The sequence below is a fragment of the Chlamydiales bacterium genome (assembly GCA_041395025.1).
Taxonomy (GTDB): Bacteria; Chlamydiota; Chlamydiia; order Chlamydiales; family JAAKFR01; genus JAJACP01.
On sequence record JAWLBH010000001.1, the window covers coordinates 1303167 to 1319052 of the forward strand.

The 15886-nt window shown below is 35.2% G+C and carries 17 protein-coding genes and 1 other RNA gene; 10 read left to right on the top strand and 8 right to left on the bottom strand.

Annotation, left to right across the window (positions count from 1 at the left end; genetic code table 11):
* The first annotated feature begins 75 nt into the window (after positions 1–75).
* Positions 76–1068 (top strand): glycosyltransferase family 9 protein, encoded by a 993-nt coding sequence (locus R3E91_06040; protein MEZ5315745.1) that lies wholly within the window; start codon positions 76–78, stop codon positions 1066–1068.
* Positions 1069–1119: 51 nt separating this feature from the next.
* Here the strand turns inward: R3E91_06040 and R3E91_06045 are convergent, their stop codons facing one another.
* A complete protein-coding gene (locus R3E91_06045; GenBank protein ID MEZ5315746.1) occupies positions 1120–2205 on the bottom strand; it encodes an AAA family ATPase in 1086 nt (361 codons plus the stop codon).
* A gap of 26 nt (positions 2206–2231) precedes the next feature.
* On the opposite strand from R3E91_06045, the gene mutY reads away from it, so the two are divergent.
* Complete coding sequence (mutY, locus tag R3E91_06050) at positions 2232–3245, top strand: A/G-specific adenine glycosylase (GenBank protein MEZ5315747.1); 1014 nt, start codon at positions 2232–2234, stop codon at positions 3243–3245.
* Positions 3246–3423: 178 nt separating this feature from the next.
* Complete coding sequence (locus tag R3E91_06055; GenBank protein ID MEZ5315748.1) at positions 3424–3651, top strand: hypothetical protein; 228 nt, start codon at positions 3424–3426, stop codon at positions 3649–3651.
* Positions 3652–3758: 107 nt separating this feature from the next.
* On the opposite strand, the gene R3E91_06060 is transcribed toward R3E91_06055, so the two are convergent.
* Positions 3759–4253, bottom strand: a complete 495-nt coding sequence (locus tag R3E91_06060; GenBank protein MEZ5315749.1) for an NUDIX domain-containing protein — start codon at positions 4251–4253, stop codon at positions 3759–3761.
* Positions 4254–4427: 174 nt separating this feature from the next.
* Here R3E91_06060 and ffs point away from each other — a divergent pair.
* Together ffs and R3E91_06070 are read left to right on the top strand one after the other, a co-directional pair.
* An RNA gene (gene ffs, locus R3E91_06065) (signal recognition particle sRNA small type) lies at positions 4428–4528 on the top strand.
* Positions 4529–4570: 42 nt separating this feature from the next.
* Entirely contained in the window at positions 4571–5434 is an 864-nt protein-coding gene (locus R3E91_06070) for a type II CAAX endopeptidase family protein (protein ID MEZ5315750.1), read from the top strand.
* Positions 5435–5460: 26 nt separating this feature from the next.
* On the opposite strand, the gene R3E91_06075 is transcribed toward R3E91_06070, so the two are convergent.
* Positions 5461–6315, bottom strand: a complete 855-nt coding sequence (locus R3E91_06075; protein MEZ5315751.1) for a hypothetical protein — start codon at positions 6313–6315, stop codon at positions 5461–5463.
* A gap of 271 nt (positions 6316–6586) precedes the next feature.
* Between R3E91_06075 and R3E91_06080 the strand changes: the two genes are divergently transcribed.
* The gene (locus tag R3E91_06080; GenBank protein ID MEZ5315752.1) at positions 6587–7354 is read left to right on the top strand and encodes a Stp1/IreP family PP2C-type Ser/Thr phosphatase; all 768 of its coding nucleotides are present in this window, start codon (positions 6587–6589) and stop codon (positions 7352–7354) included.
* On the top strand, positions 7332–8435 hold the full coding sequence (locus tag R3E91_06085) for a cysteine desulfurase family protein (GenBank protein ID MEZ5315753.1): 1104 nt from the start codon (positions 7332–7334) through the stop codon (positions 8433–8435). Before R3E91_06080 ends, R3E91_06085 begins: the two co-directional genes overlap by 23 nt.
* A 25-nt stretch (positions 8436–8460) precedes the next feature.
* Here R3E91_06085 and R3E91_06090 read toward each other — a convergent pair whose 3' ends face one another.
* Positions 8461–9240 carry a hypothetical protein gene (locus R3E91_06090; protein ID MEZ5315754.1) on the bottom strand — a complete coding sequence of 260 codons (780 nt, stop codon included), beginning with the start codon at positions 9238–9240 and terminating at the stop codon, positions 8461–8463.
* 90 nt (positions 9241–9330) lie between these two features.
* On the opposite strand from R3E91_06090, the gene R3E91_06095 reads away from it, so the two are divergent.
* Positions 9331–10464: a glycoside hydrolase family 3 protein gene (locus R3E91_06095; protein MEZ5315755.1), complete on the top strand. Its 1134-nt coding sequence runs from the start codon at positions 9331–9333 to the stop codon at positions 10462–10464.
* Positions 10465–10554: 90 nt separating this feature from the next.
* Here the strand turns inward: R3E91_06095 and R3E91_06100 are convergent, their stop codons facing one another.
* From R3E91_06100 to dcd, 4 genes are read right to left on the bottom strand one after another with little or no spacing between them, the layout of a single operon-like run.
* Positions 10555–11772 (bottom strand): hemolysin family protein, encoded by a 1218-nt coding sequence (locus tag R3E91_06100; GenBank protein MEZ5315756.1) that lies wholly within the window; start codon positions 11770–11772, stop codon positions 10555–10557.
* Positions 11765–13003: a hemolysin family protein gene (locus R3E91_06105; protein ID MEZ5315757.1), complete on the bottom strand. Its 1239-nt coding sequence runs from the start codon at positions 13001–13003 to the stop codon at positions 11765–11767. Before R3E91_06105 ends, R3E91_06100 begins: the two co-directional genes overlap by 8 nt.
* Complete coding sequence (locus R3E91_06110) at positions 13000–13311, bottom strand: hypothetical protein (protein MEZ5315758.1); 312 nt, start codon at positions 13309–13311, stop codon at positions 13000–13002. Before R3E91_06110 ends, R3E91_06105 begins: the two co-directional genes overlap by 4 nt.
* Before the next feature lie 9 nt (positions 13312–13320).
* Positions 13321–13890: a dCTP deaminase gene (gene dcd, locus R3E91_06115; protein ID MEZ5315759.1), complete on the bottom strand. Its 570-nt coding sequence runs from the start codon at positions 13888–13890 to the stop codon at positions 13321–13323.
* A 64-nt stretch (positions 13891–13954) separates the two neighbouring features.
* Between dcd and ruvB the strand changes: the two genes are divergently transcribed.
* Positions 13955–14959: a Holliday junction branch migration DNA helicase RuvB gene (ruvB, locus tag R3E91_06120; GenBank protein ID MEZ5315760.1), complete on the top strand. Its 1005-nt coding sequence runs from the start codon at positions 13955–13957 to the stop codon at positions 14957–14959.
* 2 nt (positions 14960–14961) lie between these two features.
* The gene (locus R3E91_06125) at positions 14962–15768 is read left to right on the top strand and encodes a SpoIID/LytB domain-containing protein (GenBank protein ID MEZ5315761.1); all 807 of its coding nucleotides are present in this window, start codon (positions 14962–14964) and stop codon (positions 15766–15768) included.
* Positions 15769–15886 lie beyond the last annotated feature (118 nt).

Below are 15886 nucleotides of genomic sequence, written 5' to 3' on the forward strand. Positions count from 1 at the left end.
ATCATTTTGAACATAAAATGATATTCAAATCGATGGACGATCTTTGTATCCCATAAATGGCATTCTGCATTTTTGATGAAGATTTTAATTGTAAAAATGTCAGCAGCAGGGGATTTAATCCATACTTTTCCTGTAGTTAGTTATCTTAGGCAACGATTTCCCTCGGCTGAGATCGATTGGATTGTTGAAGCTTCTTTAACTGAAATAATAGAGGCACACCCTCATGTCAATCGAGTTTTAACAGTTGAGAGTAAAAAATGGTTACGTTCTTGTACTCATTGGCAAGAGATCAAAGCTTTTCGTGCGTCTCTCCATCAGTCTGTTTATGATGTAGTGTTTGATCTGCAGGGCAATATTAAATCTGCAATGATACTTGCACAAGTTAGAGCTAAGATTAAAGTGGGATTTGGTTGGAAAACACTTTCTGAATGGCCTAATGCTCTTTTTACTACACAGAAAATCAACCCACCACAAGGGAGAAACATTCGAGAAGATTATTTATCAATCGTTCAGAGTTATTTTAAAGATGAAAATTTTTTCCCTATTGAACCGATTAAATTACGTATTCATGATTCGGAACAGCCTCTTATCAAAGCTTTTCCTTCAGGTGGAACCATGGTTTGTCCAGGTACGGCTTGGCCAAATAAACAGCTTTCTTATGAGCAAATCCATGCTTTTTTAAAAATACTTGGAAAAAGTTTTTATATATTTATTTGGGGAAATCAGAAAGAAAAAGAGATCAGTATGCGTTTAGTTAAAAATTTTTCTGGTAGTCTAGTTTTAGAACGCTATCGCTTACCAGTTTTACAACATATGATGGCAAAATCTCTTTGTGTCATTGCGATGGATTCTCTTCCCCTTCATTTATGTGGAACTACTCAGACCCCTACGATTGGTTTTTTTGGACCTTCATTAGCAAAAAAATATGGACCTATTGGGGAAATGCATCGGAAAATTCAAGGAGATTGTCCCTATAAAATAAAATTTGAAAAGAGATGCCCTAAATTAAGAACTTGCAAAACGGGAGCGTGTCTGAAAACACTGGTTATTGACGAAACTCTAATCTAAGTATATATGAATATGTTTCTATTTTTTAATCTCGGATCAATTATCCATAGATTATAAAAATTTCGAAAAATCGAGATTTGATTCGACTAGCTCAATGGCTTTTTTAATTTTTGAAATATCTTCTTTGCAGATTTTTGCAGTAAAAGATGTGATCATACGCATCGCATTAAAGCTAGAATGGTTAGCATAGAGGCTCGGGATATTAGCTTTTTTTAACCCTTCAACTAAGTTAGCAGATGGTGGATAATGCCCTGTAAGGATTAAGCCATTTTGAGGTTCTTCATTGGGATTCTTTCGGTGATTAATCATACACAAGATAATATCTTCTCTTATTGCAGGGGTAATAATGAGTTGATTCGCAGATAGTCGTTTTTTAAATGCTTCTAGAGAAGTTGCAACAAGGCGTATTGATTCAAAATGACGATAATGGTAGGTTTCACCAGATAAAAGATGTGTTTTGAAGAGAGTTTCAAAATCTCCCATTGTTGGGGTGTTTAAGAATTTATTATAAGGTATACTCCCAATAAGAGGAATATTCCAACATTTAAGAGCTTTATTGATATAGCTATTAACCATTGTTTGTTTTTCAGGAATGACCCGGTTAAGGATTACACCAGAAATTTTTACACCTAATCTGTCACATAGAGCTTTATTCAGAGCAAGCTGATCAAAAGTATTTCCAAGGCCTCCTTCTGCGATAATCACTAAGTCAAGGCCAAGAGTTTTCGCAACAGTTGCGTTGTTCAGTTGAATAATAGAACCTACACCAATATGGCCAGTTCCTTCAACAATTGTGAAGTCATTCTTTGAAGAAATATGTTGAAACGAGTCAATAATTTTTTTCTTTAATAGATTAGCATCGATTCTTCCATCTAAATACTCTCGGGTAAAACCACGTGAAAAAATGACAGGACTCATCTCTTCATACTTAGCAGGTAGTTGAAAGTATTCTTTAAATAAAACAACATCTTTATCAACAAGTAGACATTCATCAACGCATTCATGTTGTTGTCCTACTGGCTTCATAAATCCGAGTTGTGGGATTTTTTTCTTCATGGCTGCGATTATACCTAAACAAATTGTAGTTTTTCCGACATTTTGCCCTGTTGCAGCTACAAAAATTGCTTTTCTTGACATGCTAAAAACTCTATCTTGTTTTTCCGATGAATTTTAATAACATAAAACAATGGTTTTTGTCTCATCGTCGTTCGCTTCCCTGGCGAGATCATCCAACTCCTTATAGAGTATGGGTTTCAGAAGTGATGCTTCAGCAGACACAGGTGAGTATCGTGATTCCTTATTTCTTACATTGGATGAAGGTATTTCCTACAATCCATGCTTTGGCTTCTGCCTCTTTAACAGATGTTTTAAAAATATGGGAAGGATTAGGGTATTATTCTCGTGCTCGTTATCTCCATGAAGGAGCGCGTTTTTTAGTCTCTGAATATGGAGGTGAGCTTCCCTCTGATCCGATGAACTTAGCGAAAATTCATGGAATAGGACCATATACACAGTCAGCTATACGAAGCTTTGCTTTTAAAGCAAAGACAATCGCTATTGATGGTAATGTTTTGCGAGTTTTAAGTCGTTTTTTTGCAATTATTGAACCAATTGATAGAGAGACAACACGTAAAAAAATTCAACAACTTGCGGAAAATCTCCTACCTAATGAAGAGCCATGGCTTGTAAGTGAAGGATTGATTGAGCTAGGAGCCTTAGTTTGTAAAAAACAGCCTATTTGTTCGCAATGTCCTTTAATTGAAGATTGTTTGGCGTTTCGGTATAAAAAAACAGATCAGTTTCCTGTCCGAATCTCACGTCAAAAAACGGTGTTTTTGCACAGATATGTTGCAATTATTAATTGTAGAGGAAAATTTATGATTCAAAAAGGAGAAAAAGGAAAAATCATGGCGGATTTGTATGAATTTCCATATGTAGATAGAAAAGGAGATGTAAAAGAGGTTTTTCAAGAAAATTTTGCTCTTCCACTGGATTATAGTTATCCACTTCCTGAACAAAAACATACCTTTACCCATTTTCATGCATACCTTTATCCACATCTATTTCAGACATCTAAGCAAGATGAACGTTTTGAGTGGAAGACATTAGAAGAGCTCAATGAACTACCTTTTTCTGCAGGTCATAAAAGAATTTTAAAATCATTATCAAAAAGATGAGTATTATAGATACAAAAATCTCACTTGGTTAGGGCAGGAAATGCCTATTTTGATCGAATATGAGGGGATGTATAGACATGACCATAAATTAATTTTAGCAATTCAAGGTGGAAGGAAGTTAGTACAGAAGGCAAGAGAAGCTGGCTTTTTTTGTCCATAAGCTTATCTTTAAAAAGAGATGAATGCTCCAAATCTTTTATCTGAATTATCTCATTTTCAAGCACTATTCGGAATCGTTACCGTAGTATGCCCACTAGAAATTGATCCAGAGGATTGCCTAGTAGGTATACTAGGTATATTAAGAGGTTGGGAAAGAATTTTTGATTTTCTTGATGCAGCAAACATTTTAAAAAATCTTCCTCAACTTAAATGGATAGTTGTCGGATCAGGAATCAGCAAAAAGTAATTTTTAAAAGAAGATAGAGAATTAGGTTTGGAGAAGAGTATGATTTTTACTGGCTGTCTTTTTTCATCCTTTTGGATAGAATGGAAAAAAGCTTGCAGTAAAGAATTTTACACTTCTTCATATGTGAAATAGGATGAATCAGATTTATTCTTTATGAGATGGTGGATGATTAGATAAGTTTCATCAAAAATTTCTATGCCTCTATCTAAGGTCTCAATTTCTCTTAAAGTAAACCATTTTAACCCACATGTCTCGTATTGATTACATCTTAGCTGACCAGCCAATGGTTTTCCTAAATAGATAAAATCGATGTGTTGATGAGCAGGTTCATTATTATATTTAGGAATCTGTTCTAATAAACACATGTAAGGACGTTGAAAGCTTTTTCCATTAAATCGTGGCTTGACCCAGATATTTTCTTGAGAGATGAGTTGAATATCTAAGCCAGTTTCTTCTTTTGCTTCACGAATAGCTCCTTCAGGAGGCAATTCATTTGATTTTAAATGCCCTCCAGGTGGAAGCCATTTTTTCATTTTTTTATGATAGATAAGCAAAGTTTGTTGATTTTCAAGGATAAAGACAGTTGCAGTATGTTGGATCATCGTTTTTTTAAGAGGTATTTTGTATTTCCAAATTTTTTTTCATTCAGTAATGAGTTTTAAAGAGATTTTAGAGAAAGAAATTATGAATGTTTTTCATTTTTTTTGTGAAAAATTTTTTCATCTGTAGAGAAGAAAAAGATTGTATTTTTATAAATAAATAAAGATCATTTTTTTGCCGGGGACCTCGTGGAAGATGAAACTCTGAACTAGGTCAGGATCGGAAGGTAGCAGCCTTAAGGATGGATGAGTCTGCCTCAGAGAATATCTCCGGCTTTTTTTCATCCGATCTTTATCAGAAAGAATCAGCTCTATTAGTCATGGAAATCATTGAAATCAAACAGTCTCTTGGCAATCTTTTATCTGCTTCTCTGTTCATTCTTTTGTTTCTCTTTTTCATTTTACGTTCAGACTATTTTCGCCTTTCATCGTTAGTCAATCCCTATTCTATTAGATGGCAAGAGGTCATGGGAATATTTTTGATCTACCTCTCCCTTGCATTTTTGATTTTACCAGCCATCAATGGAGGGATTTTCTATATTGCATTTGGAGAAACACGTATTTCTAACCATTGGTTAGGATGGGCTCAAATCTCCTCTCTTTTTATTATTTTCCTTTCTCTTTTAACTTATTGCTTTTCCATCCGAAGTGGGTTGCGTCGCTATATCTTTTGGGGACATCATAAGCCCTCTTCAAAGAGGTTTTTTAGATCAATAGGACTAGGTTTTTTGAGTTTTTTAATAAGCTACCCCTTTGTTTTGTGGATAGGTTTTTTCACAGGATTAATCTCTTTTTGGATTTGGGGAGAGGTGGCAGTTGAACAAGTAGCTGTGAATCAAATAAAAATGACTCAAGGCTATCCAGTTATGTTTATTTGTATGGTGTTTTTCGTGGTAGGTTTAGTTCCTTTTATGGAAGAGCTTTTATTCCGAGGGTTTCTACAAACATTATTAAAACTTTATATAGGACGTACCTGGAGTCTTATTCTCACAGCACTCATATTTGCATTGGTCCATTTTTCTCTCAGCCAGGGTTTAGGGAATTTTCAACTCATTGCTTCTCTTTTTATTCTTTCTCTGTTTCTTGGTTTTATCTACGAAAAAGAACAGACTCTTTGGGCTCCAATAGCCTTACACGCTACATTTAATGGGTTTAGTTTAATACTACTTACGTTTTCAAAATAAATTTTTAGAATTTTATAAATAAAATCTTAGAATCGAATTTGGCTACTTAAATAGGCGCCTTTCTCATCACCCCAATCTCCTTCAGCAGTTAAACTAATTTTCTCACAGTTGACAAAAGAGACTCCTATTGTATAACCCCATCTTTTTTTACTACCTAAATTATATAAGATGGCTTCAGCTGGGAGTGCTTCATTAAAAAATCCATCTACAATAGTGTGGTTGAATTGCAGTTGTGATTGAGAAAATTTAATTGCGATATAAGGAACAAGCAGGTTAATGCGATGGGAAATTCCAAGACCAATTTGCCACTCTTGATATTTTCCGTTTAATTCATTAGGGTAAATGCTGAGAGAATCTGTCTGAGTTAAGCGACTAATATTGGGTTTTGTATAGAAATATTGTGCTTCTGCTCCCAATGTTGTCGACCCACAATCCCAAATCAGCGTCCGGACTCCAATACTCCAAGAAAATTGGGTGTTAGTTTCAATTTGAAATCGACCTGACCCGTTTAATGCAAATGCTTGTTCATTTGTATTAATTAAGATATTTGTTCCACCAAAAGTAGCAAAGATATCAAAGTAATCCCAAAAGTTACACGCTAAAAAACCTGCATTTGTATTAATTTTTGTCTCTTCAATATCACAACGATATCGACTACTATCTACTTCCATATGTCTATTAAAGACATAGTTTCCATAAAAACCAAATCTGACACTGAAAGTGTCGAGCCAAGTTAAAGAGGGATCAGAAGGGTCTCCACAATGACCCTCTAAAAATAATCCATCACAGATTAAGCATGGATCAGCAGGATTGCTAACCGGAAGAGCATGACTAACACCTGTTGTTAGAATGATCAAGAAAGCTAATATATATTTTTTCATCTTCGATGTTTCTAAACCACATTTATTAAAATATCTGATAGAACAACTTAGATATAGGTGTTTTTCTATGGAATTTCAATAAGAAAAATGAGTCTGATTAGAAGTAGAACAAGTTTCAATCAGGAGATCAGTTTTTTATTGAATGATCTTGCTTAAGCTGAGAAAAAGAGACCGATATTTTTTTTGAAAGAATTATTTTAGGATAAACTTTTTTTTATTATAACCAAATTGATATATTATGTTAAAACACTGTGCATTTTAGGTAATCAATGTGATCCAGCCAACCTCTGTAATAGAATGTGTCGGTATCAGTGATATTGGCCTTATTCGTGATCATAACGAAGATGTTTGGAAAGCCTATCCAAATCTTGGTTTCTTTACTCTAGCTGATGGGATGGGTGGTCATGCTGCAGGAGAGGTGGCTGCTGATGAGTCAGTTTCTTATCTGTATAGACTGGTAGAAAAATGGCACCCTAGTAAAGAAAGTGCTCCTGAAAAAACGGTTGATTTTTTTTATCATGCTCTTATTGAAGTCAACAACGCAATCTATGAAAAAGGAAGGCAAGAATCTGCTTGTGCTGGGATGGGAACGACAATTTGTGCACTTTATATTGATGAAATCTATGCGACTTTTGCACATGTAGGAGATAGCAGAATTTATCATTTAAGGGAGGGTGTATTGAGGCAATTAACAGAAGATCATTCCCTTGTATCCAATTTAATTGCTCTTGGCACGTTGAAAGATGACGAGCGTGCGACATCTCCCTACAAACATATTCTAACAAGTGCGATAGGTATTCATCCACATGTCAAACCTCGAGTGAACTATCTAAAAATAGATTTTCAGGATTGTTTTCTTATCTGTTCTGATGGTTTAAATAACCATGTCGACGACAATACTATTGAATCCATTTTAAATAAAAATATTCCTCTGAGTGTGCGTGCACAGTTGCTTGTTGATTTGGCAAAAGAAGGTGGAGGCAGAGATAATATCACTGTGATTCTTGTAAAAATAAATGACGATCTACCTAGACAATAATGCAACCACTTTTCTTGATCCTCGAGTCTTAGCTTCAATTGAAGCTTTATTGAGACAAAAAGTTGGAAATCCATCTAGCATTCACTCTTATGGACAAATTGGTCGAGCAATTTTAGCTAAAGCTACAAAAGATGTAGCGAATTTTTTTTCTGTCCAACCCTCTGAAATTGTCTTTACTTCTGGAGCAACTGAAGCACTAAATATGGTCATACGTAGTCTTCCTGCTAAAAGTCATGTTATCACCTCTTCGCTCGAGCATATTGCTGTACTAGAGGCTTTAAAAATGATTCATTGTGAAATAGACTATCTCAATCCATGCCCTGGTTATGGCTCCATAACATCTCTTCAAGTACAAGAGGCTATGCGTTCTAATACTTCTGCCATTATTCTAACAGCTGCCAATAATGAAACGGGGATTATTACAGATATTGAACTTATTGCTGATCTTTCTCAAAGATATGGAGTTGCTTTAATTATTGATGGGGTAGCGCGCCTTGGAAAAGGAAATTGGGTTTTACCTAAAGGAGTGTCAGCAGCTTGTTTTAGTGGACACAAAATTCATGGACCAAGTGGAGTAGGTGTGGCTGTGATTCGTAAATCATATACATGTCATCCAATAATAGTTGGTGGTCCTCAACAATATCGTATGCGAGGAGGGACAGAAAATTTAGCGGGGATTCTCGGTTTTGCAGAAGCATTAAAGTTTTTACCCACTTCTGGTAAGAAAATGAGAGATCTTCGCGATTATTTTGAGAATGGTTTAACTCAAAATCTATCTGGGATTTTTATTCATGGAATCAATGAATCAAGGCTTTGTAATACATCGAATATTGCATTTGAAGGCGTTGATGGCGAAACTCTACTGATGCAACTAGACTTATTAGGGATTAGTGCGAGTCATGGATCAGCTTGCTCATCTGGCGCTTTAGAAACTTCTCGGGTTTTGCTCAACATGGGAATTGAACCTAGTCTTGCACGTAGCTCTATTCGTTTTTCGATCAGTAGGTTTACGACATTGAGTGAAATTGATAAAGCTCTGTCCATTGTGACCAAATGTATAAGAAATGCAAAAAAATTTTAAAAAATCCTACTTTTATTATATATGATTAAATATCTTCTAGATAAGTATTAAGTCGATTCATCCACCCTTTAACCCACTTTTCTTCTTGTCTTTCGACAGGAGCATGAGAGACCCTTCTTAATAATAGAGTTTTTGCTGTTTTTACAAAATCCCCAATAGGCTCTGAAGAATGATCTGGAATTAGAAGTAAAACTTGTAAGAGTCCCCATCTATATCCTTCGTAGTTTTCTTCAGGATTGATACCTGATCCTTTAAAATTTAAGTAGTCTATAAGAACATAGAGTCCTTTTATACTTTTAGAGAGGTTTTTAAAGAGCATGGTCACTTTTCTTTTTTCTTTTTTAGAACAGGCTTTAATCATTTTTGGTAAACTCAATTTTAAACGATGAAACATAAATCCAATTTGCAAATGTTTATTTGCAATTAAAAACTCTCTTAATTCTTGCATGTCAGAGGAATAAAAATTTTCATAAAATGCTTCTTTTGAATTCCAAGGGCAAGATTGATGATCGAGTAAAAATTGTGGGAGACCTTGAGGTTTTTTTTGTTTAATAAATCCAATGAATTGAGGAAAAGACTCTTCAAATTTTCTCTCCTTATGGTCAGGGTACCAGATAAAATGGCCTATGCCTATTGAGGCAAAATCTTCTCTATCATTCCAACTGGTAAGACCATTGAGACTTTTTTTACATTCGTTATCCCATATTTTTTCTCCAATTTTTTCTAAATCTTGATTTGTGATTGAAAAGACAGGAGATAAATAGCATAAAAATAAAGCAAGTTGAAAAATAAAACATCTTTTCATAAAAAATCCTAAACATCATTTATTATGATCCGCTCATCATTTTTTCACGATACTTTCTATTCACTGTTAGTGATTAAAAAGCTTACGTGTATGCTTTTTTGTTTTCTTTTTGGATATGAAACACTTTGTGCAATTGATATCTATCAAAAAGACCCTTTTATAGACAATTTAATCAGTAAAATGACGATAGAAGAGAAAGTAGGTCAATTATTGATTGTCCATTTTCAAGGAGAAGAATGTAATGAGATCGCAAAAATATTGATAGAAGATCTGCATATTGGTGGAATCATTTATTATGGATGGGCGAATAACCTCTCCAATCCTGAAAAAGTCAGAGAGTTAAGTCAGAGTTTACAAAAATGTGCATTAGAGACACCCCTAGCATTAGAACTATTTATTGCTATCGACCAAGAAGGGGGTTCTATTTGTAGATTGAAGGAAGGATTTACAGTCATTCCATCTAGTCGAGCGATTGGTATGAGTGGAGATCCTTTTCTCGCACAAATCTATTCTTCTATTATTGCTAAAGAACTTATGGATGTGGGAGTCAATATGAATTTTGCTCCTGTTGTTGATGTCAACAATGATGGAGTTTTAAGAGAACGATGTTTTGCAAATGATCCTAAAATAGTGACTGCTTTTGCTAAAGCAGCAATTAAAGGATATCAAGATAAAAGTGTCATTCCCACGATTAAACATTACCCTGGTTATGGAAATGTTTCCATAGATCCACATGTTGATTTGCCAACTAATGGCCGTCTTTTAAAAGATTTAGAAAAGATAGATTTGTGGCCATTTTTTCAACTTGCCAGCCAAGTTGATGCAATCATGACTGCCCATATTTTAGTCCCAGCATTAGATCCTAAACATTGTGCAACACTTTCATCTAAAATTTTATCTTATCTAAGGAATACCATGGGTTTTAAAGGATTAATCATCTCTGATTCATTGGTGATGAAAGGGATCCAAAAAGGCTCTGAATCTATAGATGAAATTGCAATTAGAGCATTTAACGCAGGATGTGACATCTTACTTTTAGGAGGGAAACAGTTGCTTGAAGAAAAGCAAGGATATGAATTGAATCTATCGGATCTTCAAAAAATTCATCGATCTATTGTTTGCGCAGTGACCGCAGGTATCATCAGTGAATCTAAGTTAAATGAGGCAGTTGCACGTATTTTGCAGATCAAAATCAAATATCTAAAAAGGAAGTCAAAAGGATAGATCGATTGAAAAGATGATGTGTATTCTAAGGAATGATGGTAAGAGTGTTTTTCATGTTCATTGTGATTTCATGATGAATCAACTAGGTCACTAATTTTCTAATGTTTTTACAGTAATAGATTTAATGCCGAGTAGAGTTGTTTCTTCAGCAATTAATTCAAATTCACCAACAGTGATCGTATCTCCCTCAATAGGTTTATGATCAAGTTGAGAAATCATTAATTGTGCTAGTGTTTCTACTTCATGTGAACATATAGAAGTTCCGTACTCTTTATTTAAATCAAGAATTTTTTTATTACCAGGAAATGTGCGATGAATCATTGGGTCTTTGGTTCTTTTTTTTCTTTCTTCGAGTGGATGGTGGTGACCAAAAATTTCCTCCAAAATTGCGTCAAGAGTTAGCATGCCTATTGCTGCACCATTTGGATCAAGAACAATTGCCACTGTTTGTTTATTTTGTCTAAATTGACTAAGAATTGGTAAAAGTTTTGTTGAAGAAGTAATAAACCATGGAGGACGTGCATTTTCTCGTATGAAATGATGATCTGATAAACTGACAAAATCTCTTGGAATCGCAATGGCTACAATGTTAGAGCGGCTTTTATGAAATAGGGGAATATATTTTTGAGTTAATCCAGGTAGTCGAGAATATAGATCGGAGATTTTTGTATTTAAATGAATCATTTGCACTTGTTTGAGAGGTGTCATGACGTGTGCAGCAGTTTTATGACGAAGGGAAAAAATATTAGAGACAACAATATTTAACTCACTTTCTTCTTGGTGGCTTTCAAAGACTTTCTGGAGTTCCTCACGACTCAAAAAAAAGTCAAAATTCTCTTCCTTTTTGCCAAAGAAGAGATGAATCAGGCGGGTAATAAGTCCAATCATCCAGATCAATGGTGCAAAGAGGCGATGTGTCGCGTAGACAATAGGAATCCCTAGCATAATGACATGTTCAGAAAAACGTCTGGCAGCAAAGATAGGAGCAAGTTCAGCAAAAATCACAACTAAAAAAATTTGGGTAATAGGTGCAAAGTCAGGATTAAGGCCAATCATTCGATAAAAATCACGCGCACTTTGAGAACCAATTTGTAGAGCAATATTCACTCCTAGCATGATTGTCCCAAACAAACGCGAGGGTTTCTGAAGAATATACTGAAGCCAAATAGCCCGTTTAATTCCTTGATTAACATAATATTGAAGCCGAACTCGATTAAAGGATACGATAGCCATTTCAAGCATAGAATAAAACCCTTGCACAGCAATGCAAAATAAGGTAACGAATAGCCAAATGAGACCATTATTCATTTTTTAACCGCCGGACATAAATTCTTCTTACTCTATTAGGATCGGCAGCTAAAACTTGAAATAGAAATCCTTGTGATTGATACTTTGTTCCACTTTTAGGAATATCTCCTAATTTTTCAGTTAACCATCCCCCTAGTGTAACAGTATTATTTTCACTTGTCAGTTTAACACGAAATAGCTCCTCAAATTCGCTTAATTCGAATTTTCCACTTGTGATAATCACATTACTGCCTGCTATCGTGTAGCGAGTTTTTTCATCTCTACTATCGGTAATTTCACCTACTACAATTTCATACAAATCTTCTTGAGTGATAATTCCAGAAATTGATCCATATTCGTCGACAACAATTCCAATGGTCACGTCATGGTAAAAAAATTGATGGAGGAGTGTTCGAGCTAAAATTGTCTCAGGTACATAGTAGGGTTTTGTTAAAAAAGGAATGAGGTTTTTGCCTGTTGACATGTTTTTGCGGTAGAGAAAAAATTTTTTTGCTCCAATAATTCCAACCATATTTTGTAAATCACCGTCACAAACAGGTACACGAGTGCATTCTTTATCAATAAATAGAGAAATGAGTTTGTTAATCGGATCAGAAATATTATAATAAAGAATTTCATCACGTGGATGCATCCGTTCTTTGACTGTATATTCAGTAAGAGAGAGATATCCTCCAATTAATTTGGTTTCTTCCAAAGTTAAAATCCCTGTTTTTTCAGAAGAATGAAGGAGATGGTGGAGTTCTTCTTTTGATAATTCTTTTTCACGTTTTAAGAAAAAGAAAAGGAAATGAGAAATATGCGTTGTGATCATAGTCATCAGACGTAGAGTGGGACCTAAGATTTTTTCTAAAAAGATGATGATTCCAACCACACGTTGTGCAAGTTTTTTATTATAAGAAAGAGCAAGTGTTTTTGGAATAATTTCGCCAATCAAAAGAGTGATTAAAAGAGGAATACTGACTTTCAATAACCAACTAGAATAGCTACCAAAGAGGTTAGCTGCCGTATTTTGAATTAAGATGTTAGAGCCAATATCACAAAAAAGCAGAGTCACAAGAAGATCGCGAGGGCGAGAGAGGATAGAAGCAATCAATTGTTTTCTCTTATCGGAATCATACTTATAGAGTTTTAATTCAGTGGACGAAATAGAGAACAATGCAATCTGAGAAAGCGAAAAAAAACCTGAACTCAATGTAAAAATGAGTAATAGAATGAATGATGAGAGCATCATGGAATTTGAATAAAGTGTACTTTTGTTTGCCCTTCAGGAACTAGACCGATACATTTCATTAATGTGAGTTCAATGAAGCTATCATCTTTTTGACTTGTGATTTGAAGTTTTAAGTCTTCTTGCTTAACTAGTAATTTCTCTTTTTTTTCTTCCAAAGATTGGAGTTTTTTCAAGAGTTTTTTTTCTTCCAAAGCTTTGTGTTGGACAGCCTGATCATAGGTAAAATAACATAAGAAAAAAAAGAGAATCACCCACCATGATTTAAAAACCATCTCGTCAAACAAACGCGATCTTGGTATCGTCTCCAATCTACCTCCCTAGACTGTTGGAATAGTAATTCCAGTCTGCTTTTGATATTTTCCACCTCTTTCTGCATAGGAAACTGTGCAGATGTTTTTCGCTTCAAAAAAGATCACTTGAGCGATTCCTTCATTAGCATATACTTTAGCAGGTAGGGGAGTTGTGTTAGAAATCTCAATAGTGACGTGTCCTTCCCATTCAGGTTCAAAAGGAGTGACATTGACAATGATTCCGCAACGGGCATAAGTCGATTTTCCAAGACAAATAGTTAAAATATTTCTTGGAATTCGAAAATATTCCATGCTGCGTGCAAGAGCAAAAGAATTAGGAGGGATAATGCATGCCTGTGTTTGAATATCAATAAAAGCATCTTCTGTAAAATTCTTAGGATCTACAATAGAGTTATAAACATTTGTAAAAACTTTAAATTCATCTGAGAGACGAATGTCGTATCCATAGCTAGATTGCCCATAGCTTACGATTTTTTCACCATGAGGGTCAAATCTTATAAGTTTTTCAACATAAGGTTCGATCATCTTTTTTTCGATTGCCATCTTTCGGATCCATTGATCTTCTTTGACGCTCATAAGAACTCCATTGTTTGAATAATATATAGCTTTTGAATCAGTTTTTTGCTAGTTTATCTTCTTAATGGAAAAGGAGAAAAATTTTACTAAATCGACTTTTGTCGTAGAGGACCATAATTTTGAAGTTCCTTTGCGCCCTCAGTCACTTGAGGAATTTTTAGGACAGGATGAAATTAAAGAACGCCTTGATGTTTTCATAGGAGCGGCAAAAAAACGTTTTGAAACACTTGGCCATTGCCTTCTTGCTGGCCCTCCTGGTCTTGGGAAAACAACCCTTGCTAATATTATTGCTAAAACGATGGGTGGCTCTTTAATTGTGACCTCAGGACCTACCCTTGAGAAGGCAGCTGATCTCGCTGGGCTTTTAACTAATCTTCAAGAAGGAGATCTTCTATTTATTGATGAGATTCATCGGATGCCAAGATCTATTGAAGAGTATCTTTATTCTGCGATGGAAGATTATTTACTTGATCTTATGATTGATAGTGGACCAAACGCTCGTTCGGTACGGGTAAAGCTCAATAGATTCACTCTTGTAGGAGCTACAACTCGTGCTGGTTTAATCACAGCTCCCATGCGTTCTCGGTTTGCATTTACTTGCCGTCTGGATTATTATCCTCCAGGTGTTCTCGAAAAAATTTTAGCTCGTACTGGGAGGTTGCTTAATCTTGAAATTGATCAAGAAGGATTATCTGAAATTAGCCATCGAGCTCGAGGAACCCCTCGGATTGCAAATAGTCTTCTTCGTTGGGTACGAGATTTTGCTCAAATGCGTGCGGATGGTCATCCAGTGAATAAAGAAATTGTGCATAATGCACTTAAATTATTAGCTATTGATGAAAAAGGGCTTGATGAGATAGATACTAGGATTCTTACAGTCTTAATTAATCACTATGGAGGGGGACCGGTTGGCCTCAATACACTTGCTTTAGCAATCGGAGAGGAAGGAAAAACCGTTGAAGAAGTTTATGAACCTTTTCTTATTTTACAAGGATATTTAAAACGAACACCTAGAGGAAGAGTGGCGACTAATCGTGCTTATCTTCATTTAGGGAAAAAGAGGAAATAGATATGCGAACATTAGTGTTTTGTGGATTATTGTTGATGATACCTCTCGGTGCTGCTCCCCTTTGTAGTCCGAAAAAGACTGCTAATGCTATGCCCGTTGGTCCAAAAATTAAAGTTCTTCTTCAAAAAAATGCTGAATCAGCTTTTTTAGAAGTCAAAGGCCCTTATCGCGTGATAAGAAAGGATACTGGCTCTACTTTGAGTTTAGGTAGATCAGAAAAGCATTATATGATTCATGCTTTACAGGATGGATTGCGTTGGGGTGAAGAATACCCAGATGTTTATCAGATTACCATTCTTCCTACTCATCCTCACACTTTATTATATGTTGATGGGATTCAATACAAAGGAACAGTCTCAGTTTACCATGTGCGTAATCATAAAATTGCTATTGTAAATGAAGTGGCAATTGAAGACTTTTTGAAGTCAACATTAGCATTTGATGATCAACTTCCTTTCGATAAAGAGGCGATGTGCGCAATTGCCATTACAGCGCGTACTGAAGCTTATAATAGATTATTAAAAAGTCAGTCTTTGAATCTTCCTTGGTCTATTACAGCTCAAGAAGCTGGTTATTCTGGGGTGATTCAAAAATGCAATCATGGCGTCGAAAAAGCGGTAGATTGGACCCGTTATATGGTGTTAGAATCCTCTAGCCAAAAAGATCAGATTCAAAGCCTTGATTTTTCTCGTTCCAAAGCACAAGAGCTTGCTCATGAGGGATATGATGCACAAAAAATTCTTCATTTTTTCTTTCCAAAACATAAAATGGCGATCACCCTTAATGAAAATGAAGTGGTATATAGATAATTCCATATTTTTTAATCAGTATATCGATTTGTTTTAGATGAGATAAGTTTTTAGAACAACCGATGAATGGGGGTCAAGAATGATAGTATTTTTACTATGAACCGGGGCTTGGTTTTCT

Bases quoted from the DNA above. Each gene is read 5' to 3' on its own strand.
- R3E91_06040 (MEZ5315745.1), top strand. From the start codon at position 76: ATGAAGATTTTAATTGTAAAAATGTCAGCAGCAGGGGATTTAATCCAT.
- R3E91_06045 (MEZ5315746.1), bottom strand. From the start codon at position 2,205: ATGTCAAGAAAAGCAATTTTTGTAGCTGCAACAGGGCAAAATGTCGGA.
- mutY (MEZ5315747.1), top strand. From the start codon at position 2,232: ATGAATTTTAATAACATAAAACAATGGTTTTTGTCTCATCGTCGTTCG.
- R3E91_06055 (MEZ5315748.1), top strand. From the start codon at position 3,424: ATGAATGCTCCAAATCTTTTATCTGAATTATCTCATTTTCAAGCACTA.
- R3E91_06060 (MEZ5315749.1), bottom strand. From the start codon at position 4,253: ATGATCCAACATACTGCAACTGTCTTTATCCTTGAAAATCAACAAACT.
- R3E91_06070 (MEZ5315750.1), top strand. From the start codon at position 4,571: ATGGAAATCATTGAAATCAAACAGTCTCTTGGCAATCTTTTATCTGCT.
- R3E91_06075 (MEZ5315751.1), bottom strand. From the start codon at position 6,315: ATGAAAAAATATATATTAGCTTTCTTGATCATTCTAACAACAGGTGTT.
- R3E91_06085 (MEZ5315753.1), top strand. From the start codon at position 7,332: ATGACGATCTACCTAGACAATAATGCAACCACTTTTCTTGATCCTCGA.
- R3E91_06090 (MEZ5315754.1), bottom strand. From the start codon at position 9,240: ATGAAAAGATGTTTTATTTTTCAACTTGCTTTATTTTTATGCTATTTA.
- R3E91_06095 (MEZ5315755.1), top strand. From the start codon at position 9,331: ATGCTTTTTTGTTTTCTTTTTGGATATGAAACACTTTGTGCAATTGAT.
- R3E91_06100 (MEZ5315756.1), bottom strand. From the start codon at position 11,772: ATGAATAATGGTCTCATTTGGCTATTCGTTACCTTATTTTGCATTGCT.
- R3E91_06105 (MEZ5315757.1), bottom strand. From the start codon at position 13,003: ATGATGCTCTCATCATTCATTCTATTACTCATTTTTACATTGAGTTCA.
- dcd (MEZ5315759.1), bottom strand. From the start codon at position 13,890: ATGAGCGTCAAAGAAGATCAATGGATCCGAAAGATGGCAATCGAAAAA.
- ruvB (MEZ5315760.1), top strand. From the start codon at position 13,955: ATGGAAAAGGAGAAAAATTTTACTAAATCGACTTTTGTCGTAGAGGAC.
- R3E91_06125 (MEZ5315761.1), top strand. From the start codon at position 14,962: ATGCGAACATTAGTGTTTTGTGGATTATTGTTGATGATACCTCTCGGT.